This window comes from Aquibium carbonis (assembly GCF_003970795.1).
Classification (GTDB): Bacteria; Pseudomonadota; Alphaproteobacteria; order Rhizobiales; family Rhizobiaceae; genus Aquibium; species Aquibium carbonis.
This window is the reverse complement of sequence record NZ_RWKW01000041.1, coordinates 51,199-74,968: the sequence shown is the minus strand read 5'-3', so window position 1 is coordinate 74,968 and position 23,770 is coordinate 51,199. Positions and strand designations below refer to the sequence as shown.

Here is a 23,770-nt window from a genome sequence, read left to right as displayed (position 1 = left end):
CGGGTCCAGTCGGCGACCAGCTTCGCCTCCTCGATCCCGGCGATGGAATCGCGCGGCGCCGGCAGTTTCTTGTCGGAATAGGTGGCAAAGGCCGCGTCGAAACTCGTCTTCTGCGACTGGTAGGCCGAGACCAGGGAGCCGGGCTGCGACATCGGCGGGCACATGCCCGTCGGCGAGAAGGTGGCATTGCCCTCGGGCACCTGGTTGAAGACGTAGCGCTTTTCGCAGACGTCCACCTTCGGCGGCACCTTGGTGATCTCGAAATGATCGTAGCCTTCCTTCAGCATCGACCAGAACGCGTAGTTCGGGTCGTTGCGGTAGCGCGCCATGTTCTCGGGCGTCATGCGGAAGGGAAAGGCCTGGATCTGGAATTCGCGCTGTCCGCCGGTGAAGGCGTCGCGCGCGAAGGCATAGATCTCCTCGACCTGCGCGTCGGTCATGGAATAGCAGCCCGAGGACGAGCAGCCGCCATGCACCATCAGGTTCGAGCCGGTACGGCCGTGCGCCCGGTCGAAGGCGTTGGGATAGCCGATGTTGAAGGCGAGGTGATAGCTGGAGCGCGGGTTGAGCTGGCTCGGACCGACCGTGTAGAAGCCCTCCGGCGCCTGCCGGTCGCCCTCGATGAACTTGGGGCCGAGCTGGCCCGACCACTGGCAGATGTCATAGGAGGCGATGAGGTCGAAGCGACCGTTCGACTTCTGCTTCCAGACTTCGAGCTTGCCCTCCTCCTTGAACACGCGCGCCATCACCGGGGAGGTGCGGGGCATGCCCTTGGCCTTCATCTGCGTCACGATGCGCTCGGGAAGCGGCTTGTTCGCCTTGGCGCTGACGGCCGATTCGAGCGCTGATTCCGAACAGCCCGCCAGCGCCACCGCCGCCGCGAGAAGTCCGATCCGGGTGATTTTCGAAATCATCGTCAAGCTTCTGGATCCTGGCCGAAACGCGCGCCCGGAAGGGAGCCGCGCCATCACCGGTAAACCTCTACGGGCGTTAACCTTGCCAAACCCTTACCGCAAGGCGCGCGGACCGTTTCTCACGCGAAGTTCATTGCGGGCAAGGCGTGGCGACAGTGTGGCGAACCGGTGAGGCGGGCGCCTCAAAGCCCCCGGCCGATGGCCAGGAACTTGTCACGCCGATGCTCGCGGTAGTCGATGCCTTGCGCGGCAAGCTCGGCGAAGGCGTTGGCGATCTGGTCTCCCGCCGCGTCGATGGCAGTCTCCGCGCCGCGATGCGCGCCGCCGAGCGGCTCCGGAATGATGCCGTCGATCACCTTCATCTCCAGCAGATCCGCGGCCGTGATCTTCATCGAGGTGGCGGCGTCGCGGGCGCGGGTCGGATCGCGCCACAGGATCGACGCGGCGCCCTCCGGCGAGATCACCGAGTAGATCGCATGCTCCAGCATGTACACCTTGTTGGCCGTCGCGATGGCGATCGCACCGCCCGAACCGCCCTCGCCGATGATGACGGACACCACCGGCACCTTCAGGCCAAGGGAAATCGACGTCGAGCGCGCGATGGCCTCCGCCTGGCCGCGCTCCTCCGCGCCGATGCCCGGATAGGCGCCGGCCGTGTCGACCAGCGTGACCAGCCGAACGCCGAAACGGTCGGCAAGCTCCATGATGCGCACGGCCTTGCGATAGCCTTCCGGCCGCGCCATGCCGAAATTGTGCTTCAGCCGCGCCTTGGTGTCGGCACCCTTCTCCTGGCCGAGGATCGCCACCGGTTCGCCGCGGAACCGCGCGAAACCGCCGATGATGGCATTGTCCTCGCCATAGAGCCGGTCGCCGGCCAGCGGCGTGAAATCGGTGAACAGCCGCCCGACATAGTCGAGGCAGTGGGGCCGGTCGGCGTGGCGGGCGACCTGCGCCTTCTGCCACGGCTGGAGTTGCCGGTAGACCTCGCGCAAGGCCTCGCTGGAACGCTTCTCCAGCCGGGCGATCTCCTCGGCCACGTCGACTGCCTCGCCGGCCTCCGAGAGCTTTTTCAGCTCCAGGATCTTGCCTTCGAGATCGGCCACGGGCTTTTCGAATTCGAGATAATTATACATTCGCTGCTATGCCGGGGACGCGTGAAAAGGCGTCGTTTCGGTTGCGGAAGTGCTCGGTGAACGCCCTGCGGCGTTGAAAAGTTGCTCTCCCATATCGATCCCGCGCCTAGTCGGCAAGCGGATGATGGTCGTTGACGAGCTTCATCAGCCGCTCTTCCAGAACGTGGGTGTATATCTGCGTGGTCGAGATGTCGGAATGGCCGAGCAGCAATTGCACCGCGCGAAGGTCCGCGCCGTTCTGGAGCAGATGGCTGGCGAAGGCATGCCGCACCACATGCGGCGACACCGCCGAAGACGGCAGGCCGGCGCGCACGGCGAGCGCCTTTAGGTCGCGCGCGAAGACCTGGCGGGGCAGGAAACCGGTGTCGGATCTGGCAGGAAAGAGGAACGGACTTTCGGCGGCGGCGGGGTCCGTCGCCCGCACGGAAAGCCAGGCGGTCATCGCAGCGCGCGCCTTGCCCGACAGCGGCACCATCCGCTCCTTGTTGCCCTTGCCGCGCACCACGAAGAAGCGCTCGTCGCGCAACGCCACCGCGAGCGGCAAGCCGACGAGCTCCGAAACGCGCAGACCCGTGGCGTAGAGCACCTCCACCAGAGCGTGGAGGCGCACCGCTGCTTCGCGTTCGATGCCTTGCGGCGGCGAACGGGCTTCGTCCAGGGCGCGGTCGAGCAGTCTCCCGGTTTCGGCCTCCGACAGGACGCCGGGCAATGTCCGCGGCTTCTTGGGACTGACGGTCGTTCCGGTCGGATCGTCGGCGCGCAGGCCTTCGGCATAGAGGAAGCGGAAAAATTGCCTCAGGGCGGAGAGCTTGCGGGCCTGGGTCGATGCCGCGAACCCTTCAGCCGCGATCCGGTCCATGAGCCAGGCGATGTCGGCGCTCGTCGCGGCGGCGAGCCCGGACTTGCCGTGCATCGAGCGATGCCCGTCCTCGAGGTCGCGGCGATAGGCGTCGAGCGTGTTCTGGCTGGCGCCGCGTTCGGCGCTCATCATCTCCAGGAAGGCTTCGATCGCGGCGGGGGTGTTCATGGGGTCTTCTCAATCGCGCGGATTGAGTTTCTCGGCAGGTATCCTGACGCTGATTTCGCCCTTCCTCGGCTCCACGAAGGTGACGAGCGCGAACATCGCGCCATAAACGATGCCGACGAAGATGGCGATCGTCGTCAGGACTCGGATAAGGGTGGGCATTGGTTCTGCAGATCCCCCGAGGTCGTCCGCCGGTCCTTCTTATGCGTTGCGAGCCAAGCGAGTTCAACCCCGCGAACGCCTCGCCGCCTTCGACGGAAGGCTTGCCCCCTTGGCCGCCCATCATGGCGATTGCTTGACGGGCTGCGCCTTTTCATGCGCATACGGCTCGTCGAGGGAAGACAACGATGAACGCCTTGACCCATGCCGAGGACCGGACGCTGCGCGAGAAACTCGCCGGCCGCGCCATCGTCTTCGTCGGCCTGATGGGAGCGGGAAAGACCGCCATCGGCCGCAGGGTCGCGCAGGCGCTCGGCCTGCCGTTCGTCGACAGCGACCACGAGATCGAGGCCGTGTCGCGCATGACGGTGCCCGATCTCTTCGAGCGTTACGGGGAGCCGGAATTCCGGTCCCTGGAACGTCGCGTCATCACGCGCCTGCTCGAGGAAGGCGAGCGCGTCATCTCCACCGGCGGCGGCGCCTTCATGAGCGAGGAGACCCGCCGCGCCATCGCCGCGCACGGGGTGTCCATCTGGCTCAAGGCCGACATCGACGTGCTGATGCAGCGGGTTGTGAAGAACAGGAACCGCCCGCTGCTCAAGAACGACGATCCCCGTGCCGTCATGCAACGACTGATGCAGGAGCGGTATCCCGTCTATGCGCTGGCCGACCTCACCGTGCCGACGCGCGACGAAACCAAGGAAATCATCGTGGCGGAGACCATCCAGGCGCTGGACGGCTGGCTCGACGCCCACAAACCGGGAAAGAACCTCGACCATGGACGCACCAGCACCTGACCAACCCGTACGGGTGGAGGTCGGTCTCGGCGACCGCGCCTACGACATCCTCATCGGCAGCGGCCTCGTCGCCCGCGCCGGCGCTGAAATCGCTTCCCGGATGCCCGGAATCCGCGCGGCGATCGTGACCGACGAGAACGTGGCGGCGACCCATCTGGAGGCCTTCTCCGCCAGCCTCGAATCAGCCGGCATCCCGGCAACGGCGGTCACGCTGCCGGCCGGCGAGCGGACCAAGAGTTTCGAGCATCTGCAGCAGGTGGTGGACGCCGTGCTCGACGCCCGGCTGGAGCGCCGCGACGTGGTCGTGGCACTCGGCGGCGGCGTGGTGGGCGACCTGACGGGATTTGCGGCCGGCATCGTGCGGCGCGGGATGCGCTTCGTGCAGGTGCCGACTTCGCTTCTGGCGCAGGTCGATTCCTCCGTCGGCGGCAAGACGGGCATCAACACGAGCCAGGGCAAGAATCTCGTCGGGCTGTTTCACCAGCCGGGCCTTGTGCTCGCCGACACGGATGTGCTGGACACGCTGCCCTTGCGCGAGTTTCGGGCCGGTTACGCCGAGATCGCCAAATATGGCCTGATCGACCGGCCGGATTTCTTCTCCTGGCTGGAGGCGAACTGGCGCGACGTGTTTTCGGGCGGTGCGGCGCGCACCAGAGCAATCGCCGAATCCTGTCGCTCCAAGGCTGAAATCGTCGCGCGCGACGAGTTCGAGACCGGCGATCGGGCCTTGCTCAACCTTGGCCACACGTTCGGCCATGCGCTGGAATCGGCGGTGGCCTACGACGGCACGCGCCTCGTCCATGGCGAGGGCGTGGCAATCGGCATGGTGCTGGCGCACCGCTTCTCCGCGCGGCTCAACCAGTGCAGCCCGGATGACGCCCGGCGCGTCGAGGCACATCTGAAGGCGGTCGGGCTGCCGACCAGCATGGCCGAAATTCCCGGCGCCCTGCCTGACGCCGATCGCCTGCTTGCCTACATTGCGCAGGACAAGAAGGTCTCGCGCGGGGCACTGACCTTCATCCTCACGCACGGCGTCGGCCAGTCCTACATCGCCAGGGACGTGCCGGCATCGGAAGTCTTGTCCTTCCTCAGGGAGAACCATCCGGGATGACGACCGAATTGTGGGTGATCGGCGGGATCATCCTGATCCTCATCTGTTTCTCTTTCCTGTTCTCGGGCACCGAAACGGGCATGACCGCCGTGTCGCGGGCGCGCCTTCACTCGCTGGCGGCCAGCGGCGACAAGCGCGCCAGCGTCGTGGAGCGCCTGATCGAGCGCAAGGACCGGCTGGTCGGCGCGCTCCTGATCGGCAACAACCTCGTCAACATCCTCGCCTCCTCGCTGGCGACGAGCGTGCTCCTGTCGGTTTTCGGCGACCGGGGCGTGGTCTATGCGACGATCGGCATGACGGTGCTGCTCGTCATCTTCTCGGAGATCCTGCCGAAATCGCTCGCCCTGTTCCGTCCCGAGCAGTTCGCCCTTTTCGTCTCGCCCTTCGCCCGGTTCATCGTGTTCGTCTTCGGCCCGGTTTCCAGCGCCGCAAACTTCATCGTGCGCGGGCTGCTGCACCTGTTCGGGGTCAATCTTTCCAGCGATGCGAACATGGTTTCGGCGCATGAGGAAATCCGCGGCGCCGTCGAGATCCTGCATCGCGAAGGTTCCTTCGTGAAGCAGGACCGCGACCGGGTCGGCGGCCTGCTCGACCTCGCGGAGCTCGAAGTCTCCGACATCATGATCCATCGCACCGCGATGAAGCTCGTCAACGCGGGCGACGCGCCGGACGTGGTGGTGCGGGAGATCCTGCAGAGCCCCTACACGCGCATGCCGCTCTACCGCGACGAGGCCGACAACATCGTCGGCGTCGTACATGCCAAGGACCTGCTGCGGGCGCTGCACGAGGTGGGCAACGATCCCGCCCAGGTCGACATCATGAAGGTGGCGACGAAGCCGTGGTTCGTGCCCGACACGACGACGCTGCGTGACCAGCTGAACGCCTTCCTGCGCCGCAAGGCGCATTTCGCCATCGTCGTCGACGAGTATGGCGAGGTGGAGGGGCTCGTCACGCTTGAGGACATCATCGAGGAGATCGTCGGCGAGATCGCCGACGAGCACGACGTCGACATCCAGGGCGTCAAGCAGGAGGCGGACGGCTCGGTGGTGGTCGACGGCGGCGTGCCGATCCGCGACCTGAACCGCGCGCTGGACTGGAACCTGCCGGACGACGAGGCGACCACCATTGCGGGCCTCGTCATCCATGAGGCGCAGATGATCCCCGAGGAGAAGCAGGCCTTCACCTTCCACGGCAAGCGCTTCATCGTGATGAAGCGCAACAAGAACCGGATCGTGAAGCTGAGGATCAGGACGGCGGGGGAGCCGGGCGCGCTGGGGTGACGCCCGTCCCGGCTTCCCTCGAGCCGGCAGCCTTCGGACTTGCGGTGACCCGGAACCGGGAGCCCGGCTACAGTCGAAGGTCAGAATCGTCCGGGCCGGAGAACGTCCGCCGCCGTCGCCACCCAGACCATCCCGTAGGCCGTCAGCAGCGGTTCGACCGCGTCCTGCAGGGCGGCGGCCTTGTCCAGGCTCACGACGGTCCAGAACAGCACCTTCGTGTCGGCGCCGGCCACGAGATCCTCGCTCCAGAGGCCGCCCTGGCCCGCGCCTCCGAGGGTCGGGAAGATCGTGTAGCCGGTGATGCCGGCCTGGCGGGCGATGTCCACCAGGCGAGGCACCAGCGGCGCGTCGAGGAGGATCTCGATCTTGCGGTATCCGGTGTCGGTCATCAGCCCAGTCCCGTTGCCATGAGCGTGTAGAGAGGGATGCCCAGCGTGATGTTGAAGGGAAACGTCACCGCCAGCGACATCGCGAGGTAGAGGCCGGGATCGGCTTCCGGCAAGGCCAGGCGCATCGCCGCCGGCACGGCGATGTAGGACGCGCTGGCCGCCAGCGTGCCGAGGATGGACACGGTGCCCACGTCCAGCCCGACCGCCGTGCCGACGATGATGCCGATCGCACCGTTGATGATCGGCATCAGGATCGCCAGCGCCGCCAGACGCGCCGTCAAGGTCCGCGAGCCGCGCAGGCGCCGGGCGGCCACCAGCCCCATGTCGAGCAGGAAAAGGCAGAGCACGCCGCGGAAGCCGCTTTCGAACACGGGCGCGATGCTGACGAAGCCCTCCGGTCCGACGATCAGACCGATCAGGAAGCTTCCGGACAGCAGCACCACCGAGCCGTTGAGAAGCGTCTCGTGGAGGAGGCCGGCGCCAGCGGTCGACGCTTCGCGGTTTCCGGAGCGCGCCAGCATCAGGCCGACGACGATGGCCGGGGTTTCCATCAGGGCCAGCACCGCCACCATATAGCCCTGCGGCGGCAGCCCGGAGGACGACAGGACTTCGACGCCTGCCACGAAGGTGACGACGCTGACCGAACCGTAGTGGGCGGACACGGCGGCAGCGTTGATCCGGTCCAGCCGGCCGAACCGCCGCAGCATCCAGAAGACGGGAAGGGGCAGGAAACAGCTGAGCGCCAGTCCGGCGATGGCCGCCATGAGCATGTCCACCGAAAAGCCGGCTTCGGCGACCTCGATACCGCCCTTCAACCCGATGGCGGCCATGAGATAGAGCGACAGGCCCTTGGCAATCTGCTCGGGGATCGCCAGGTCCGATCGCGCAAACCCCGCCGTCGCGCCCAGCACGAAGAAAAGGATGACCGGCGAAAGAAGCGGTGCGAGCATTCCCGACATGGGGCCTTATCCGGTGCAAGCGAATTGTCGGATCGCGCTCGCGCGATCTTGGCGGCGGAACGAGGGCGCGGCTTCCTGGCGATGTGCCGCGCCGATGCGGTATCTGGTCGCGGACGGCCCGTTGGCAAGCCCCGCGTCAGTCGGTCGGAACCGGTCCCTTACCAGCGCGTCTTCTCGCCTGGAGCGGCGGGTTCAAGCGCCAGCGCATGGACGCTGCCGGCCAGTTCCTCGGCCAGCAGATCGTTGATGGCGCGGTGACGGTCTACCCGGCTGAGGCCGGCGAAGGCCGGCGCGACGATGCGGACGCGGAAATGCGTTTCGCCCTCGCCATCGAAAGTTTCGTGATGATCCGAGCCGGAATGATGATGGCCGGCATGGAGATGGCTCTCGTTGAGGACCTCGAGACGCTCCGGCGCAAAGCGCTGGTTCAGCTTGACTTCGATGCGGGACTGGATGGACATGCGCGGATTCTCCCACCATATGCGCCGCCCTGGCGCAAAGGTCATGCAAATCAGGGGTTAGGGACATCCTTGCCCAAATGTCAATTCTTGTATCGCGGTGCGAAGCACCCATAATCGCGAGACGATGAACGCCAACTCGAAGATCTTCGACCGCATACGCGTCCGCCCCGACCGGGATGCGGAAGCGAAGTCGCGCGCGCCGCGATGCCAGTGGGATGGCTGCTCCGAGCCAGGGCTGCACCGGGCGCCCGTGGGACGGATGAAGGAGGGCGAGTATTTCCGCTTCTGCATCGACCACGTGCGCGCCTACAACAAAGGTTACAACTACTTTTCCGGGCTTGGCGACAACGACATCGCCCGCTTCCAGAAGGAGGCACTGACAGGCCATCGCCCAACCTGGGTGATGGGCATCAACGGATCGGCCAAGTCGAGCCCGGATTTCGCCGCCAAGCGCTCGGGCCGCGCGGGCTACTACAGCCGGGTGCGCGATCCGTTCAACCTGTTCGGCGAGGACAAGCCGCGACCGCAGCCGCAGCGCAAGGCGCGCCCCCTGGAGGCCAAGGCGCTGGAAACGCTGGGCCTGGACGAGAAAGCGACTGGCGCGGACATCAAGGCGCGCTATAAGGAACTGGTGAAGCGCCACCATCCCGATGCGAATGGCGGCGACCGGGGTTCGGAAGACCGGTTCCGCGACGTGCTCCAAGCCTACCGTGTGCTCAAACAATCGGGTTTTTGTTGAGCGCCGCGTCTGCTAAGGACTGCCCCCGAAAAGCTGTGGCTATACGAATGGCAGCGCCCGCGAACGGCCCGGCGCTGGAGGCATGATGAACAAGATCGATCGCGATATTTCCAATCTTCCGGACACCACCATCTCGGTGAAAGACGTCTTCGGCTTCGAATCGAGCATGGTCGTTCCGGCCTATTCGACAGCCGACGCGCATGTCCCCGACTTCGACCCGGATTACCTTTTCGATCGCGATACCACGCTCGCCATTCTGGCCGGGTTCGCCTTCAACCGGCGCGTTATGGTCTCCGGCTATCACGGAACCGGCAAGTCCACCCATATCGAGCAGGTTGCAGCCCGGCTGAACTGGCCGATGATCCGCGTCAACCTGGACAGCCACGTCAGTCGTATCGATCTCGTCGGCAAGGACGCGATCGTGGTGAAGGAGGGCAAGCAGGTCACGGAGTTCCGCGACGGCATCCTTCCCTGGGCGTATCAGCACAACGTGGCGCTCTGCTTCGACGAATATGACGCGGGGCGTCCGGACGTGATGTTCGTTATCCAGCGCGTCCTGGAGTCCGCTGGCCGCCTGACGCTGCTCGACCAGAGCCGCGTCATCCGGCCGCATCCCGCCTTCCGCCTCTTCGCCACCGCCAATACGGTCGGGCTCGGCGACACCACCGGGCTCTACCACGGCACGCAGCAGATCAACCAGGCGCAGATGGACCGCTGGTCCATCGTCACCACGCTGAACTACCTGCCGCACGACAAGGAAGTCGAGATCGTGCTGGCCAAGGCCAAGCATTATCGCAACGACAAGGGCCGCGTGATCGTCGACCGCATGGTTCGTGTCGCCGACATGACCCGCTCGGCGTTTGTCAACGGCGACCTCGCCACGGTCATGAGCCCCCGCACGGTCATCACCTGGGCTGAAAACGCCGAGATCTTCGGCGATGTCGGCCATTCCTTCCGCCTCACCTTCCTCAACAAGTGCGACGAACTCGAGCGCGCGCTCGTGGCCGAGTTCTACCAGCGCGTCTTCGGCGAGGAACTGAAGGAGAGCGCGGCGAACGTCGTGCTCGGCTAGCGGTTTCCGATGGCCGGTCCCGGCGACAACCAGCGCGGCGGCAAGCCGAAGACGGGCGGCGAAGGCGAGGCCTTCAAGCGCGCCATGACCGTGACCATGCGCGCCATCGCCGGCGAGAACGACCTTGAGGTTTCCTTCGCCAAGGACAAGCCGGCGCTCGCCGGCAGCCGCGCCCGCCTGCCCGAGCTCGGCAAGCGGCCGACCCGTGCCGAAGTGGCCGTGACCCGCGGCCTTGGCGATTCAATGGCGTTGCGCCGCGCCTGCCACGACAACGCGATCCACACGCGGCTTGCGCCCGACGGCAAGCAGGCGCGTGCGATCTTCGACGCGGTCGAGCAGGCGCGCGTCGAGGCCATCGGCGCAAACCGGATGGCCGGCGTGGCCGCCAATCTCGATTCGATGCTGGAGGACAAGTACCAGAAGGCCAACCTGGCCGGCGTGACGGAGCAGGCCGATGCGCCTCTCGAGGAAGCCGTCGCCATGGTGGTGCGTGAGCGCCTGACGGGGCAGAAGGCCCCCAAGAGCGGCGAGCGAATGGTCGAGCTCTGGCGCGACTGGATCGAGGACAAGGCAGGCGCCGACATCGAAGGCCTGACCGGCAAGCTGGACGACCAGAACGCCTTCGCACGCGTCGTGCGCAACATGCTGGCGTCGATGGACATGGCCGAGGAGCTCGGCGAGGACGAGCAGTCCGAGGACGCCGAGGACAGCGACGACCAGCCGGAGGGCGAGGAAGAGAGCGACGACGGCAGCGAGCAGGATCAGGGCGCCGACCAGTCCGAATCCGATGACTCCGACGATTCGACCGAGGACCAGGAGGCCGGCGAAAGCGAATCCAGCGACGCCAATGCCGATGAAGTCTCCGAGGACGAGGATGTCGACGCCGAGACGCCGGGCGAGGCGAAACGGCCTGATTTCCCCTATACGAACCTGCCGACCGACTTCGACTACAAGGTGTTCACCACCGGTTTCGACGAGACCGTAGGCGCCGAAGAGCTGTGCGACGAGGAAGAGCTCGATCGCCTCCGCGCTTTCCTCGACAAGCAACTCGCCAATCTGCAGGGCGTTGTCGGCCGGCTCGCCAACCGTCTCCAGCGCCGGCTGATGGCGCAGCAGAACCGCTCCTGGGACTTCGACCTGGAAGAGGGCTACCTCGACCCGGCGCGGCTGGTGCGCGTGGTCATCGATCCGATGCAGCCGCTCTCCTTCAAGCAGGAGCGCGACACCAATTTCCGCGATACGGTGGTCACGCTGCTGCTCGACAATTCCGGCTCCATGCGCGGCCGTCCGATTACGGTGGCGGCGACTTGCGCCGACATCCTGGCGCGCACGCTGGAACGCTGCGGCGTTTCGGTGGAGATCCTGGGGTTCACGACGCGGGCGTGGAAGGGCGGCCAATCGCGCGAGAAGTGGCTGAAGGAGGGCAAGCCTGCCAGTCCCGGCCGGCTGAACGACCTACGCCACATCATCTACAAGTCCGCCGATGCGCCCTGGCGGCGGTCGCGCCGCAATCTCGGCCTGATGATGCGCGAAGGGCTGCTGAAGGAAAACATCGATGGGGAGGCGCTTCTGTGGGCGCACAACCGTCTCGTGGCGCGCCGCGAACAGCGCAAGATTCTGATGATGATCTCCGACGGCGCGCCGGTGGACGACTCGACGCTGTCGGTGAACCCCGGCAACTACCTTGAGCGCCACCTGCGCGCCGTGATCGACCTGATCGAGACGCGCTCGCCGGTCGAGCTGATCGCCATCGGCATCGGCCATGACGTGACGCGCTACTATCGCCGCGCGGTGACGATCGTCGACGCGGAGGAACTCGCCGGCGCCATGACCGAACAACTTGCCTCGCTCTTCGCCGACCAGGCGTCGAGCGATTCGCGCCGCGGCAGCGCCCGGCGACGGGCGGGTTGACCGGCTTGGCCGGCCGCAGCGGGGCGCCATCCCGCCGGAACCGCCGCAGGGCGATTTTCGGCGGCGTTCTTGCGGCGGGCGTGGCACTCCTCTCTCTCGCGCCGTGGTCCGCTCCGGCTGGACATGCGGCCAGCTCGCAAGCCGCTGTCGACAGCCTTCAAATCCGCAGTTGGCCGATCCAGTCATTCAGGATCGCGTCCGGTCAGACTCGGTTCGGCCCTCTCGAATTCGTTGGAGGACTTGAGATGGCCTCGCCCAACCGGGACTTTGGCGGCCTGTCGGCTTTCCGGTTCCTGGAACCGGGCGGGCGCTTCGTCGGCGTCGCAGACACCGGCTTCTGGTTTTTCGGCAGACTGGAACATGACACCGACGGCCGGCCTTCCGGTATTGCCGACTTCACCATGCAGCAGATGGTCGACGCGCGCGGCCGGGTGATGGGCGACAAGGGCCGCACCGATGCGGAGGGCCTGGCCGTCCGTGATGGCATCGCGACCGTGACGTTCGAGCGCCAGCACAGGGTGTCCGAATTCAGGCTCGACCCGTCGGACATGAAGAGCCCGATCGGCGATATCGGCTTCGTCATCCCCGCCCGGGAATTGCGCAACAACCGCGGGCTCGAAACGATTGCCCATGCCCCGAGAGGCGGACCCTTGGCCGGCGCCCGCGTCGTCGTTGCCGAGAAGAGCCTGGACAAGAACGGCAACATCTTCGCCGCGATCATCGAGGGACCGGGCAAGGGATTGTTCACGGTGGTGCGCCGGGGCGAATTCGACATAACCGACGGCGCGTTCCTCCCCAACGGCGACCTGCTCTTGCTGGAGCGCAGCTACGCCATCTCGCGCGGCGTTGGCATGCGACTACGGCGCATTCCCGGGCGCGATGTCCGCAAGGGGGCGGTCGCCGACGGCGAGATCCTGCTCGAGGTCGGCATGACCCACCAGATCGACAACATGGAAGCACTGGACGTCTGGCGCCGCGCCGACGGCGAGTTGATGGTGTCGCTGATGTCGGACGACAATCACTCGATCCTGCAGCGCAATCTCTATCTGGAGTTCATTCTGCACGACGAATAATCGCTTTAGTTGCACACCAGAGCAAGATCCCGCTATGATTGCCGCCTCGCACCGAGAGGTTCTGGCTGGTCATGGACAAGGAACCCTGCTTCAGGAACGCCAAGGCCTGGTCGGACTTCATCGGCTTCCACGTCCGGATGTCGTTCCTCATGGCGCTGGCGCTGGTCGCGCTGATGCCGGCTATCGTCGCCTTCATGATCGCGTTCGATACAGGCTCTGACTACTCTGCAGGGGATCATCTTCTGGAGATCGGGTTTTTCCTGGTCATGATGACCCTGGCGCTGGTCATGTTCTGGAAGATCGCTCGCGTCGTGTTCCGATACTTCACGACGAACGGATGGAGCCGCGCCATCAGTCTCGCACTGGGAATCGTAGTTCTTGTGGCGGAGGGTTTTCTCGCGGTGGTCATCCTGCGGACGACCTATCTGCAGGCGCTCAGCCTCAATGCGGTGGAACGCAAGGATGCTGACCGGATCGGCCGTGAAATCTGGCGGTCCATACATAAAGGCTACGCCGCGACGGATCGCCCTTGACTGAAGAGGCACTCGTCGCGGACGACGCCATCACCTCGCGGGCTGCGCCGCCGGCTTGAGCACCGACAGCAGGGCACCGTAGGGCGCGAGCATCGCGAGGCCGATCAGGATCTTGACGCCGAAATCGCCGAGCGCCAACGACACCCACAGCGGCGCCTCGCCGCCCAGGAAGGGCACGACGAAGGCCAGCGAGCCATCCGCCATACCGAAGAATGCGTCGATTCCGGCGAAGGTTGCAGAGAAGGCCAGGCCGAAGAAGAGCACGGTGTCCATGGCCGAGCCGACCAGCGTCGAGATGAACGGCGCCTGCCACCAGGCCTTACCGCGCAGCCGATCGAAGACGGCGGTGTCGAGTAGCTGGGCAGCGAGGAAGGCGGTTCCGGACGCGATGGCGATGCGCGGTGTCGCCAGCCAGACGGACAGGGCCACGGCGACGACGAAGCCCGCCAGAACCACACGGCGCGCGGCGACCATGCCGAAGCGGCGGTTGGTGAGGTCGTTGGCGAGGAAGGCCACCGGATAGGTGAAGGCGCCCCAGGTGAGGATCTCACCGAGCCCGAAATGCCGGAAGGGATGTTGAACGAGGACGTTAGAGACGGCGACGATGATCGCCATGGCCGCGACGAGCGGCAGGACACGCAGGGTGCTGGTCATTTTTTTATCCTGGGTGATGGAACCAGAAAGGCGGGCCGGAAGCCCGCCTTGAAAAATATTAGAAACGAAGAAGCCGGTCAGGCTGCCTGCTGTTCGGCGATCTTCTTGGCGACCTGCTTCTTGAGCAGACGCGCGCGCTGTGACAGCTCGGCAACCGGAGCTTTCAACAGGAAAGCGTCGAGGCCACCGCGATGCTCAACCGAACGGAGCGCGTTGGCGGAGATGCGAAGGCGCACGCTCTGGTTCAGCGCTTCCGACATCAGCGTCACGTTGACGAGGTTCGGCAGGAAGCGGCGGCGCGTCTTGTTGTTGGCGTGGCTCACATTGTTGCCGTAGAGGACGGCCTTGGCGGTCAGTTCGCAAGCGCGGGACATTGTTTTTTACCTTCGGTTCTTCGTCGTGCCAGCCGAGCGACCCGCACCAGACCGTATGGCGCGCGGGCCCTGTCAGCCGGCCTCGTGGGAAAAAGTCGGGGTTCCATAGTGGGAAAACGGGCCACCGTCAAGCGCGACGGAGATTAAACGACACTTCCGTTCTTCCACCCTACCCGAGTGTCTATGCCATAGAATGGCCGAAACTTCCTGAAAGATGCAGGCGTGAACCACGACGCCCCGCTCGTCGTTACGGAGGATATGGCCTTTGCCCGAACATACCAGACTACGCCACGCCGTGGCGGTCCTCGCGGTTGCCTCCGCCGCGGTCCCCGGCCCGGCGTTGGCATCTTCGGCGGACGCGACATCCCTGCGCTCCGAATATGCGACCTCGCTGTACGGGATCGTGCTCGCGCGATCAACCTTCAAGAGCAGGATTGACCGGAACGGCTTCAATATCAGCGGTGAGCTCACCAGTTCCGGCGTCGCCAAGATTTTTGACGACACCCGCGCCCGTGCATCGGCGAACGGCCGATTCGAGGCTGACACCCCGTCTCCTCGCAGCTATTCCGTCGACTATACTGCCGGCAAAAAAAAGAAGAAGACCACCATCGCCTTCGCCGATGGCAGCGTTTCCAGTGCCAAGAACTCGCCGCCGGTCAGGACCAATCGACCAGACTGGATCAGGGTCGAAAAGGAGCACCTTGCCGGCGTCGTTGACCCCATATCAGCCGCACTGGTGCGTGCCAACACACCCGCCGATGTCTGCAATCGCACCATCCGCGTCTTCGATGGGGCGCTACGCGTCGACCTGCAGTTGTCGCCAGCCGGTTTCGGAACCGCCTCTGTTCCGGGCTACAAGGGCGACACCGTGAAGTGCGTCGTTCGCGTCATGCCGGTATCTGGCTATCGCAAGGGCAACAAGTCGATCGATTTCATCCGCAAATCCAAGGATATCTCTATCGCCTTTGCGCCCGTCGGCAACTCGGGTGTATATGCCCCCGTCGAGGCAACGGTCGGCACTCAGGTGGGCACCGTCAAAGTTCAGGCCGTTCGCTTCGAATCGCTGAAGTAGGAACCGGAGCCTTGCTCCCGGCGGGAGCAACGACACAATGGGACGGGCGACACTGATCGGCTTTTCGGCGGTGGTGATGTGGGCGCTGTTAGCCCTGTTAACCGATGCCTCGGGCGCAGTCCCGCCCTTCCAGTTGTCGGCTATGACTTTCGCGATCGGCGCGGCTGTCGGCCTAGCTATGCGCAGTGCTTCGGGTGCACCGGGCGAGCGAACCATGACCCCGCCGATCGTCTGGGTGATCGGTATCGGCGGCCTTTTCGGCTACCACTTTTTCTACTTCACCGCGCTGCGCAACGCGCCGGCAGTCGAGGCGAGCCTCATCGCTTATCTCTGGCCTCTCCTGATCGTACTCGGATCGGCGCTGATGCCCGGCGAACGGCTCGGCTGGCACCACACCGCCGGCGCGCTGATGGGCCTTCTCGGCACCGCGCTGATCGTCAGCCGCGGTGGCGGTTTCGAATTCGACACACGCTACGCCTACGGCTACGCCATGGCTGGCGTCTGCGCGCTCCTATGGTCGTCTTATTCGCTGCTGTCGCGACGTTTTCCAAACGTACCGACCAGCGTCGTGACATGGTTCTGCGCGGCGACCGCAGCCCTGTCACTCCTGTGCCATCTCGCGATCGAGGAGACGGTCTGGCCTCGGGGCGCGGGACAGTGGCTGGCCGTCGCGGGTCTCGGGCTCATGCCGGTAGGCGCGGCCTTCTATGCATGGGATCACGGCGTCAAGCGCGGCAATATCCAGGTTCTGGGCGCCGCGAGTTACGCCGCGCCGTTGCTGTCAACGCTGGTGCTGATCGGATTTGGCTTCGCCGAGCCGACTTTGACGATCCTCGGCGCGTGCCTCCTGATCACGGCGGGCGCGGCATTGGCGGCCAAGAACATGATCCTTTCGAGGCCGAAGTCGGCCGAAGCGGTAGCTGGCAAATGATGCCGTTTCCAGGCGGCGTGGAGGCGCCCGCCAACGGCACACTGATCCTTTCGGCGGTCGCGGCGCTTCTCTACCTAGCATTGGTTAGGCAACCCTCGTCATTCAGACGGACCTTCGCCAAGACCGCGTCGACGGCATTGCTGGGGGTCTTGGTGCTGGTCGAGGGTGGACCGTTGCTCCTGGCCGCCGCACTGTTCCTCTCCGCGCTCGGCGACCTGTTTCTCGCGGAGGACAGCGGGCGGGCCTTCGTCGCCGGCTTGTGCTCGTTCCTGGTCGCGCATCTCGTCTATGTCGCCCTCTTCGGCATGGCCGGCGGTGGGTTGGCAGCGTTCGCGGCCGAACCCTGGCGCGTTGCGGCAGCGGCGATGGTCGTGGTCTTCGCCGGCGGCATGTTCCTGGGGCTGCGGCCCGCCCTCCCAGGCGGCATGGTCGTTCCGGTAGCGATCTACGTCGTGGCCATCCTAGCGATGGGGATTGCAGCCCTGACACTACCATCGCCGGCCGTCATCGTCGGCGCTGTCCTGTTTATGGCGTCGGACGCGATTCTGGCATCCGGCCGGTTCCTCATTCCGATGCGATCGGAGCGTCAGGCGGTCGTCGCACCCGCGGTATGGGTCCTCTACTACACGGCGCAGGCTTGCATCGCATTGGGATTTCTACTCCATCGCTGAACCGCCTACCCGACAGGTTGCCAGCCAGGCGCCGCCAACTCAAAGGCGCAAAACGCGAATCCGGGCGCAACCGTGCAACCAACCAAAGTCCAGTCGCCGAGGCTCCTAGCGGACTGCCAAACATTTGCGGGAACGATGCCCTGCGGGCGCTGGCCTGAAAGGATGTCAGGTCCGAGCGTCCGCCTTTCGACGGCCCGCGCATCGGCTGATAACGATAGCTCAAGCGGTGCACCTGCATGATGATGCCAGATTTCGACCGCATCCTTCACCCGGTGCCAATGGGAAACCTGTCCACGTTCCAGCAGAAAGTAGATCGCGGTCGAATGACCGCGCCGGCCGCCGCCCGCATCGCGAAAGGTCTCGACATACCAGCCGCCCTCAGGGTGCGGCCGCATGCCGAGCGCCTCGATGATCCGCTGAACCTCGGTCGCTTCGTCGCTCACGCGATGTCCTTGCGCTTACGGATTTCCGCAAACACCGCCTCATCTGTCGCTGCTTCCATGCCGAGATTTCGTCGGATGACCGGATCGTGGGACCGCAAGAAAGGGTTCGTCGCCATTTCCTGCATCAACGTCGTCGGCAGCGTCGGCAGCCCCTCCGCACGCTGGCGTTCCACTTCGGCCGCGCGGACTTTCAGTGCCGAATTGGTCGGGTCGATGGTGAGTGCGAAACGAGCGTTCGATAGCGTGTATTCGTGCCCGCAATAGATCGCCGTTTCGAGTGGCAGGGCCATGAGCTTCTTGAGCGAATCGAACATGTCGGGCGGCCTGCGCTCGAACAGCCGCCCGCAGCCGAGCGAGAACAGCGTGTCGCCGGTGAAAGCCACGCGAGAATCCGGGAAATGATAGCAGACATGCCCGGCTGTATGGCCCGGCGTCTCTATGACGCGAACCGTTTCGTTGCCGAGCATGAACGTATCGCCATCCTTCACGGTGCGGTCTATGCCCGGAATCCGGCTGGCCTCGGAATCGGGCCCTACGATCGTCAGTCCAAACTTCTCTTTCAACGCCAGGTTGCTCTCGACGTGATCCCCATGATGGTGCGTGGTGAGGATGACGGTCGGCGTCCATCCGGTCCGCTCGATCGCCGCAAGGATCGGCTCTGTTTCCGGAGCATCGATGATGGCCGTTTCGCCCGTCGCCGGATCGCGAGCGAGCACGCCGAAGTTGTCGCTTCGGCACATGAACTGTTCGATTTCCAGGCCCATACCATCCCCTTTCGCGCAGAGGAGAAACGATAGGGCGCGATGTGACGCGATGCCACTCTTTTCCTTGCGTCAACAGCGAGCTTCGGCCGCAGGACTTCCTGAAACCGGGTGCCCTTTCCCGACGCATGCGCTACCGTGCGCGCCATGTATTCGGACATTGTCGATCTGCGCGCCTTCTATTCGACCACACTCGGCAGGCTGGCCGAGCGGTCGATCACCATGGCACTGTCGAGCATCTGGTCGCCCCTGCCCAATGAGCGACTGGTTGGGCTCGGCTACACGTTGCCGTGGCTCGATCGCTTCGGCACGCAAGCCGAGCGTGTCTTCTCGTTCATGCCGGCCACGCAAGGGGCGATCAACTGGCCGCCGCAGGGTCCTTCTGCGACCGCGCTGGTCTTTGACGAGGAGCTGCCTCTCTTCGATTCCTCCATCGACCGCATGCTGATGGTGCACGCGCTCGAACACGCCGAGAACCCCCGCGAGACCTTGATGGAAATATGGCGGGTGCTGGCGCCCGGCGGCAGGCTCGTGATCGTTGTGCCCAATCGCCGGGGCGTCTGGGCGCGTTTCGAACACACGCCTTTTGGCACTGGCCGCCCCTGGTCGCGGGGGCAGATTCTTTCGCTTCTGCGAGAAACCAACTTCACGCCGGCCTCTTGGGCGGAAGCCCTTTTTTATCCCCCCTCACAACGCCGCTGGGCACTACGGGCGCACCAGATCATCGAGCGCACTGGACGCCGCCTCTGGCCAATGTTTTGCGGCGTCCTGATTGTGGAAGCACAGAAGCGGCTCTATCAGGGCATTCCTGTTGCGCAGCGCGCGTCTCGCCGGGTCTTCGTGCCAGTCCTTGCGCCTCAGGGCGCCGCGCGAAGCCCAACCTTAACCCGGAATTTACCCTGACGAGCGCACCATTTCCGCATCATCCGAAAGGGGTCCGGGTATGTCCATGAGTACGGAAATCACGCGCCTAGACGACAGGGCTTTAATCCGCCAGCTCGTACGTGAGCTTGTCGATGGCGGATATTGTCTCGACGAGTTGGACGTCAAGCTAAGCCAAATCGTACCGGTCGATCTCGACCTGCTGCACGAATGCTTCGTGGAATTGGACGCGGTTGGCGAATCGCAACCGATGCGAGCCGCGTGAAGCCAACCCGTCTCGCAATCTTCCCGTGACGATAACGTATGCTTTCGCCTTGAAACCCGGCCCCTCATGGGCGACCACAATTAGCGCTTCAGAACGAACACAGCCTGCTGGCCGAAGAAATTCCAGAACCACCATGGCATAGATACGCCAATCGAGTGACCTTCGCGGTCGAGCGCCATGGCGCTCTCGACGGTCACTCCGACTTCCTCGCACAGGGCCACGAAGTCGCGGATCGTACAGAAGTGGATGTTGGGCGTGTCGTACCAGCTGTAGGGCAGGTCACGGGTTACCGGCATGCGGCCGCGCAGCAGGAGCGACAGCCGCACCCGCCAGTAGCCGAAGTTCGGAAAGGACACGATCGCCCGCTCGCCGATCCGCAGGAGCTGTTCCAGCACCTCGCGCGGATTTCGGGTCGCCTGAAGCGTCTGCGACAGGATCACGTAGTCAAACCCCTTGTCGGGATAGAAGACCAGATCCTTGTCGGCGTCGCCCTGGATCGCGGACAGGCCGCGCGCCACGCATTCGTTGACGCCGCGCTGCGAGATCTCCACGCCGCGCCCGTCCACCTGCTTGTCCTGCTCCAGATAGGCGAGCAGATCGCCATCGCCGCAGCCAACGTCCAGCACGCGCGCACGCGGCGATATGAAGCCGGCTATCAGCTGCAGATCGACGCGCGGTCCATTGCTGTTGATGCTCATCAGGCCAGTTCCTCCAGCCCACGCGCACGGGCGGCCGACCGCAGAAAGCCGTCGATGGCGCTGAAAAGACCTGGCTCGTCGAGCAGGAATGCGTCGTGACCACGATCAGTCTCGATCTCGACAAAAGACACGGACGCGCCCGCCGCGTTCAGCGCATGCACGATCGAGCGGCTTTCCTCGGTCGGGAACAGCCAGTCGCTGGTGAAGGACACGAGACAGAAGCGCGTGCTCGTGTTCCGGAACGCATCGGCCAGACGGCCGCCATGGTCGGCGGCGAGATCGAAGTAGTCCATCGCGCGGGTCATGTAGAGATAGGAGTTCGCATCGAAGCGGTCGACGAAGCTCATGCCCTGGTGGCGAAGGTAGCTCTCGATCTGGAAATCGGCGTCGAAACCGAAGGTCAGCGCGTCTCGGTCCTGAAGATTGCGGCCGAACTTGCGGTGGAGGGCGGCTTCGGACAGATAGGTGATGTGGGCGGCCATGCGCGCCACCGCGAGCCCCTTTTCCGGCCGTTTGCCGGCCTCGATGTAGCGCCCGCCGCACCAGTCGGGATCGGCCATCACCGCCTGGCGTCCGACCTCGTGGAATGCGATGTTTTGCGAGGAGTGGCGCGCGCCGGTGGCGATCGGCAGGGCGGTGTGGACGCGCTCCGGATGGCTCGATGCCCATTGCAGTACCTGCATGCCGCCCATGGAGCCACCGATCACCGAAAACAGCCGATCTATGCCGAGGTGGTCGACCAGCATCACCTGCGCGCGCACCATGTCGCCGATGGTGACGATGGGCATGTCGAGGCCCCAGGGCTTGCCCGTTTCCGGATTGATCGTCGCAGGCCCCGTGGAGCCGAGGCAACCGCCGAGGACGTTGGAACAAATGACGAAGAACCGGTTCGTGTCGATCACCTTTCCGGGGCCGATCAGCACGTCCCACCAGCCAGGCTTTCCGGTCACGGGATTGTCGCTGGCCACGTGCTGATCGCCGGTCAGCGCATGGCAGATCAGGACCGCGTTCGAACGCGCGGCGTTGAGTTCGCCATAGGTCTGGTAGGCGATCTGGAATGGAGTCAGGATCTTGCCGGAGTCGAGCTTCAGCGGCATGTCGGTCCCGAACCGGACGATCTTGCTCGACGGCTCGTTGGCTTCGTTGTTCGCGATGTGGGCGCGCTCGGCGGCCATGTTCCCTTCTTTCCACCGGTCGGGCCCGCGCAACAAAAAACCGGCGTTGCACGGGTGCAAGGCCGGTTACGAAAAACGCAATCGGCCCTTTAGCGAGTTGTTTAACGTGGCTGCAAGCCGACCGGCCAAATCACCACGGAAGTCGGCTGCTCATTATCGCCCTCCGCCCTTTGCGTCAATGGCAAAGCTTTGCTAGAGCAGGCCGCGCATTCCGGGGCGCCGCCCCTTTCGACAGGACAGCCGACCATGACCGAGCTTCAGCGCCCGCAACCAAAACCCGGCGTGATGGACATCGCCGCCTATGTGCCCGGCAAGAGCGCGGCGCCGGCGGGGGTAGCCAAGGTTCACAAGCTCTCCTCCAACGAGAGCCCGCTCGGCCCATCGCCCAAGGCGATCGAGGCGGTTCGCGACGTGGCGGCGAAGCTGGAGTTCTATCCCGACGGCGCGTCAACACGGCTTCGCGAGGCGATCGCCGAGGCGCACGGACTGAACCCGGCGAACATCCTGTGCTCGAACGGCTCCGACGAGGTGCTGGGCCTGCTCGCGCTCACCTATCTGCAGCCGGGCGATGAGGCGATCTTCACCGAGCACGGGTTCCTCGTCTACCGGATATACACGCAGGCCGCGAGCGCCGTGCCTGTCGCGGTCAAGGAGACGGACGAGACTGCCGACGTCGACGCCATCCTGGCGGCCGTGACGGAGAAGACCAGGATCGTCTTCCTGGCCAATCCGAACAATCCGACCGGCACCTACATCCCCTTCGACGAGGTGCGGCGCCTGCATGCCGGACTGCCGAAGCATGTGATCCTAGTGCTTGACGCGGCCTATGCAGAGTATGTCCGGCGCAACGACTACGAGTCGGGGATGGAACTGGTGTCGTCCTCGCACAACGTCGTCATGACGCGGACCTTCTCGAAGATCCACGGCCTCGGCGGCGCGCGTATCGGCTGGATCTATGCGCCGGCCGAGATCATCGACGCGCTGAATCGCGTGCGCGGCCCCTTCAACGTCAACGCCGCCGCCATCGAGGCCGGCGTCGCGGCGATGAAGGATCGCGCCCATGTCGAGGCCGCCCTCGCGCACAACGACAAGTGGCTCGCCTGGCTGACACAGGAACTGACCGCGCTCGGCCTGCGCGTGACGCCGAGCGTCGGCAATTTCGTGCTCGTCCACTTCGCCGACGGCGAACGCCATTCGGCGGCGGCGGCGGACGAGTATCTGACCCAGCGCGGCTACATCCTGCGCCGCGTCGCCGGCTACGGCTTCCCCAATGCCCTGCGCATGACCATCGGTACGGAAGAGGCAAATCGCGGGGTCGTTGCCGCCCTTGTCGAATTCCTGAAGACCTGACCATGGCCGATCCCCTGTTCGAACGCATAGCGCTGGTCGGCATCGGCCTGATCGGCTCGTCACTGGCCCGCGTCATCCGCCGGGACGGCCTTGCTGGCACCATCGCCATCTCGACACGAAGCTCGTCGACCCTCGACCAGGCGCGCGAACTGGACCTAGGCGACACGTATCACCTCGACCCGAAGGATGCGGTCGCGAATGCCGATCTCGTCATCGTGTCCGTGCCGGTTGGTTCTTCGGGCGAAGTGGCGAAGGCCATCGGTCCCGCGCTGAAGCCCGGCGCGATCCTGACCGACGTCGGCTCCACGAAGGCGTCGGTGATCGCCCAGATGGCGCCCGAAATTCCCGACGGCGTTCACTTCATTCCCGGCCATCCGATCGCCGGCACCGAACGCTCCGGTCCGGACGCCGGCTTTGCCTCGCTCTTCGAGAATCGCTGGTGCATCCTCACGCCGCAGGCCGGCGCCGACGAGGCCGCGGTCGAGAGGCTTGCCGAGTTCTGGCGCCGCTGCGGCTCCAACATCGACGTGATGGACCCGAACCATCACGACATGGTGCTGGCGATCGTGTCGCACCTGCCACACATCATCGCCTACAACATCGTCGGCACGGCGGATGACCTGGAAGCCGTTACGAAGTCCGAGGTCATCAAGTACTCGGCTTCCGGCTTCCGCGACTTCACCCGTCTGGCCGCCTCCGACCCAACGATGTGGCGTGACGTGTGCCTTCATAATCGCGATGCTATCCTGGAAATGCTGGCGCGGTTTTCCGAAGATCTTGCCTCGCTGCAGCGCGCGGTCCGCTGGGGCGACGGCGACAAGTTGTTCGACCTGTTCACGCGCACCCGCGCTATCCGTCGTTCGATCATCGAGGCCGGCCAGGAAGTCGACGCACCGGATTTCGGGCGCCAGGTCGTCGCGCATCCCGAGAAGGCCTGAG

At 64.9% G+C, this 23,770-nt stretch carries 28 protein-coding genes and 1 riboswitch; of the genes, 15 read left to right on the top strand and 13 right to left on the bottom strand.

The window, feature by feature from the left end:
* The 4 genes from EJC49_RS12225 to EJC49_RS12210 form a co-directional block, all read right to left on the bottom strand.
* Window positions 1-914: L,D-transpeptidase family protein (locus EJC49_RS12225; RefSeq protein ID WP_148106294.1), on the bottom strand; the 914-nt coding region annotated here is incomplete at its 3' end.
* A gap of 182 nt (window positions 915-1,096) precedes the next feature.
* Window positions 1,097-2,047, bottom strand: a complete 951-nt coding sequence (locus tag EJC49_RS12220; protein WP_126700204.1) for an acetyl-CoA carboxylase carboxyltransferase subunit alpha — start codon at window positions 2,045-2,047, stop codon at window positions 1,097-1,099.
* Window positions 2,048-2,153: 106 nt separating this feature from the next.
* Window positions 2,154-3,074: a site-specific tyrosine recombinase XerD gene (locus EJC49_RS12215; protein ID WP_126700203.1), complete on the bottom strand. Its 921-nt coding sequence runs from the start codon at window positions 3,072-3,074 to the stop codon at window positions 2,154-2,156.
* 9 nt (window positions 3,075-3,083) lie between these two features.
* Window positions 3,084-3,233 carry a histidine kinase gene (locus tag EJC49_RS12210; RefSeq protein ID WP_126700202.1) on the bottom strand — a complete coding sequence of 50 codons (150 nt, stop codon included), beginning with the start codon at window positions 3,231-3,233 and terminating at the stop codon, window positions 3,084-3,086.
* 185 nt (window positions 3,234-3,418) lie between these two features.
* Here EJC49_RS12210 and EJC49_RS12205 point away from each other — a divergent pair, with 185 nt between their 5' ends.
* Genes EJC49_RS12205 through EJC49_RS12195 form a run of 3 tightly spaced genes read left to right on the top strand, consistent with a single transcriptional unit; the run spans window position 3,419 to window position 6,418 of the window.
* Entirely contained in the window at window positions 3,419-4,027 is a 609-nt protein-coding gene (locus EJC49_RS12205) for a shikimate kinase (protein WP_126700201.1), read from the top strand.
* The gene (gene aroB / locus EJC49_RS12200; RefSeq protein WP_126700200.1) at window positions 4,008-5,138 is read left to right on the top strand and encodes a 3-dehydroquinate synthase; all 1,131 of its coding nucleotides are present in this window, start codon (window positions 4,008-4,010) and stop codon (window positions 5,136-5,138) included. The genes EJC49_RS12205 and aroB overlap by 20 nt, the downstream gene beginning before the upstream one ends.
* Window positions 5,135-6,418, top strand: coding sequence for an HlyC/CorC family transporter (locus tag EJC49_RS12195; RefSeq protein ID WP_126700199.1), 1,284 nt, complete (start codon window positions 5,135-5,137; stop codon window positions 6,416-6,418). The genes aroB and EJC49_RS12195 overlap by 4 nt, the downstream gene beginning before the upstream one ends.
* A gap of 80 nt (window positions 6,419-6,498) precedes the next feature.
* Here the strand turns inward: EJC49_RS12195 and EJC49_RS12190 are convergent, their stop codons facing one another.
* The 3 genes from EJC49_RS12190 to EJC49_RS12180 all read right to left on the bottom strand — a co-directional run bounded on the left by EJC49_RS12190 (window position 6,499) and on the right by EJC49_RS12180 (window position 8,227).
* Complete coding sequence (locus tag EJC49_RS12190; RefSeq protein ID WP_126700198.1) at window positions 6,499-6,807, bottom strand: P-II family nitrogen regulator; 309 nt, start codon at window positions 6,805-6,807, stop codon at window positions 6,499-6,501.
* A complete protein-coding gene (locus EJC49_RS12185; protein WP_126700197.1) occupies window positions 6,807-7,766 on the bottom strand; it encodes a sodium-dependent bicarbonate transport family permease in 960 nt (319 codons plus the stop codon). Before EJC49_RS12185 ends, EJC49_RS12190 begins: the two co-directional genes overlap by 1 nt.
* Before the next feature lie 158 nt (window positions 7,767-7,924).
* Window positions 7,925-8,227 (bottom strand): BolA family protein, encoded by a 303-nt coding sequence (locus EJC49_RS12180; RefSeq protein WP_126700196.1) that lies wholly within the window; start codon window positions 8,225-8,227, stop codon window positions 7,925-7,927.
* Between the two features lie 124 nt (window positions 8,228-8,351).
* On the opposite strand from EJC49_RS12180, the gene EJC49_RS12175 reads away from it, so the two are divergent.
* The 5 genes from EJC49_RS12175 (at window position 8,352) to EJC49_RS12155 (ending at window position 13,555) form a co-directional block, all read left to right on the top strand.
* Window positions 8,352-8,966, top strand: coding sequence for a J domain-containing protein (locus EJC49_RS12175; protein WP_126700195.1), 615 nt, complete (start codon window positions 8,352-8,354; stop codon window positions 8,964-8,966).
* An 85-nt stretch (window positions 8,967-9,051) separates the two neighbouring features.
* A complete protein-coding gene (cobS, locus tag EJC49_RS12170; RefSeq protein WP_126700194.1) occupies window positions 9,052-10,038 on the top strand; it encodes a cobaltochelatase subunit CobS in 987 nt (328 codons plus the stop codon).
* 9 nt (window positions 10,039-10,047) lie between these two features.
* Window positions 10,048-11,949, top strand: a complete 1,902-nt coding sequence (gene cobT, locus EJC49_RS12165; RefSeq protein WP_126700193.1) for a cobaltochelatase subunit CobT — start codon at window positions 10,048-10,050, stop codon at window positions 11,947-11,949.
* A gap of 245 nt (window positions 11,950-12,194) precedes the next feature.
* Entirely contained in the window at window positions 12,195-13,022 is an 828-nt protein-coding gene (locus EJC49_RS12160) for an esterase-like activity of phytase family protein (RefSeq protein ID WP_425358811.1), read from the top strand.
* Between the two features lie 149 nt (window positions 13,023-13,171).
* Window positions 13,172-13,555, top strand: coding sequence for a hypothetical protein (locus tag EJC49_RS12155; RefSeq protein WP_126700192.1), 384 nt, complete (start codon window positions 13,172-13,174; stop codon window positions 13,553-13,555).
* A 30-nt stretch (window positions 13,556-13,585) separates the two neighbouring features.
* On the opposite strand, the gene EJC49_RS12150 is transcribed toward EJC49_RS12155, so the two are convergent.
* Window positions 13,586-14,209 carry a VUT family protein gene (locus EJC49_RS12150; protein ID WP_126700191.1) on the bottom strand — a complete coding sequence of 208 codons (624 nt, stop codon included), beginning with the start codon at window positions 14,207-14,209 and terminating at the stop codon, window positions 13,586-13,588.
* A gap of 77 nt (window positions 14,210-14,286) precedes the next feature.
* Window positions 14,287-14,583, bottom strand: a complete 297-nt coding sequence (gene rpmB, locus EJC49_RS12145) for a 50S ribosomal protein L28 (RefSeq protein ID WP_126700190.1) — start codon at window positions 14,581-14,583, stop codon at window positions 14,287-14,289.
* Window positions 14,584-14,848: 265 nt separating this feature from the next.
* On the opposite strand from rpmB, the gene EJC49_RS12140 reads away from it, so the two are divergent.
* Genes EJC49_RS12140 through EJC49_RS12130 form a run of 3 tightly spaced genes read left to right on the top strand, consistent with a single transcriptional unit; the run spans window position 14,849 to window position 17,257 of the window.
* On the top strand, window positions 14,849-15,655 hold the full coding sequence (locus EJC49_RS12140; protein ID WP_170314695.1) for a DUF3108 domain-containing protein: 807 nt from the start codon (window positions 14,849-14,851) through the stop codon (window positions 15,653-15,655).
* Window positions 15,656-15,692: 37 nt separating this feature from the next.
* Window positions 15,693-16,586, top strand: a complete 894-nt coding sequence (gene yddG / locus EJC49_RS12135) for an aromatic amino acid exporter YddG (protein WP_126700188.1) — start codon at window positions 15,693-15,695, stop codon at window positions 16,584-16,586.
* Window positions 16,587-16,603: 17 nt separating this feature from the next.
* The gene (locus tag EJC49_RS12130) at window positions 16,604-17,257 is read left to right on the top strand and encodes a lysoplasmalogenase family protein (RefSeq protein WP_245453377.1); all 654 of its coding nucleotides are present in this window, start codon (window positions 16,604-16,606) and stop codon (window positions 17,255-17,257) included.
* Window positions 17,258-17,262: 5 nt separating this feature from the next.
* On the opposite strand, the gene EJC49_RS12125 is transcribed toward EJC49_RS12130, so the two are convergent.
* Window positions 17,263-17,700, bottom strand: coding sequence for a cupin domain-containing protein (locus EJC49_RS12125; protein ID WP_280960035.1), 438 nt, complete (start codon window positions 17,698-17,700; stop codon window positions 17,263-17,265).
* Window positions 17,697-18,464: a hydroxyacylglutathione hydrolase gene (gene gloB, locus EJC49_RS12120; protein WP_126700186.1), complete on the bottom strand. Its 768-nt coding sequence runs from the start codon at window positions 18,462-18,464 to the stop codon at window positions 17,697-17,699. The genes EJC49_RS12125 and gloB overlap by 4 nt, the downstream gene beginning before the upstream one ends.
* Window positions 18,465-18,608: 144 nt before the next feature.
* Between gloB and EJC49_RS12115 the strand changes: the two genes are divergently transcribed.
* Window positions 18,609-19,364, top strand: coding sequence for a class I SAM-dependent methyltransferase (locus tag EJC49_RS12115; protein WP_126700185.1), 756 nt, complete (start codon window positions 18,609-18,611; stop codon window positions 19,362-19,364).
* A gap of 40 nt (window positions 19,365-19,404) precedes the next feature.
* Window positions 19,405-19,608, top strand: coding sequence for a hypothetical protein (locus tag EJC49_RS12110; RefSeq protein ID WP_126700184.1), 204 nt, complete (start codon window positions 19,405-19,407; stop codon window positions 19,606-19,608).
* Between the two features lie 80 nt (window positions 19,609-19,688).
* Here EJC49_RS12110 and metW read toward each other — a convergent pair whose 3' ends face one another.
* Both metW and metX read right to left on the bottom strand, forming a co-directional pair.
* Complete coding sequence (gene metW, locus EJC49_RS12105; protein ID WP_126700183.1) at window positions 19,689-20,306, bottom strand: methionine biosynthesis protein MetW; 618 nt, start codon at window positions 20,304-20,306, stop codon at window positions 19,689-19,691.
* Window positions 20,306-21,481, bottom strand: coding sequence for a homoserine O-acetyltransferase MetX (gene metX / locus EJC49_RS12100; protein WP_126700182.1), 1,176 nt, complete (start codon window positions 21,479-21,481; stop codon window positions 20,306-20,308). Before metX ends, metW begins: the two co-directional genes overlap by 1 nt.
* Window positions 21,482-21,550: 69 nt before the next feature.
* Window positions 21,551-21,628: riboswitch (SAM riboswitch) on the bottom strand.
* A 99-nt stretch (window positions 21,629-21,727) separates the two neighbouring features.
* Between metX and hisC the strand changes: the two genes are divergently transcribed.
* Both hisC and EJC49_RS12090 read left to right on the top strand, forming a co-directional pair.
* A complete protein-coding gene (gene hisC, locus EJC49_RS12095; RefSeq protein ID WP_126700181.1) occupies window positions 21,728-22,831 on the top strand; it encodes a histidinol-phosphate transaminase in 1,104 nt (367 codons plus the stop codon).
* 2 nt (window positions 22,832-22,833) lie between these two features.
* Window positions 22,834-23,769: a prephenate/arogenate dehydrogenase family protein gene (locus tag EJC49_RS12090; protein WP_170314694.1), complete on the top strand. Its 936-nt coding sequence runs from the start codon at window positions 22,834-22,836 to the stop codon at window positions 23,767-23,769.
* Window position 23,770: the final 1 nt, after the last annotated feature.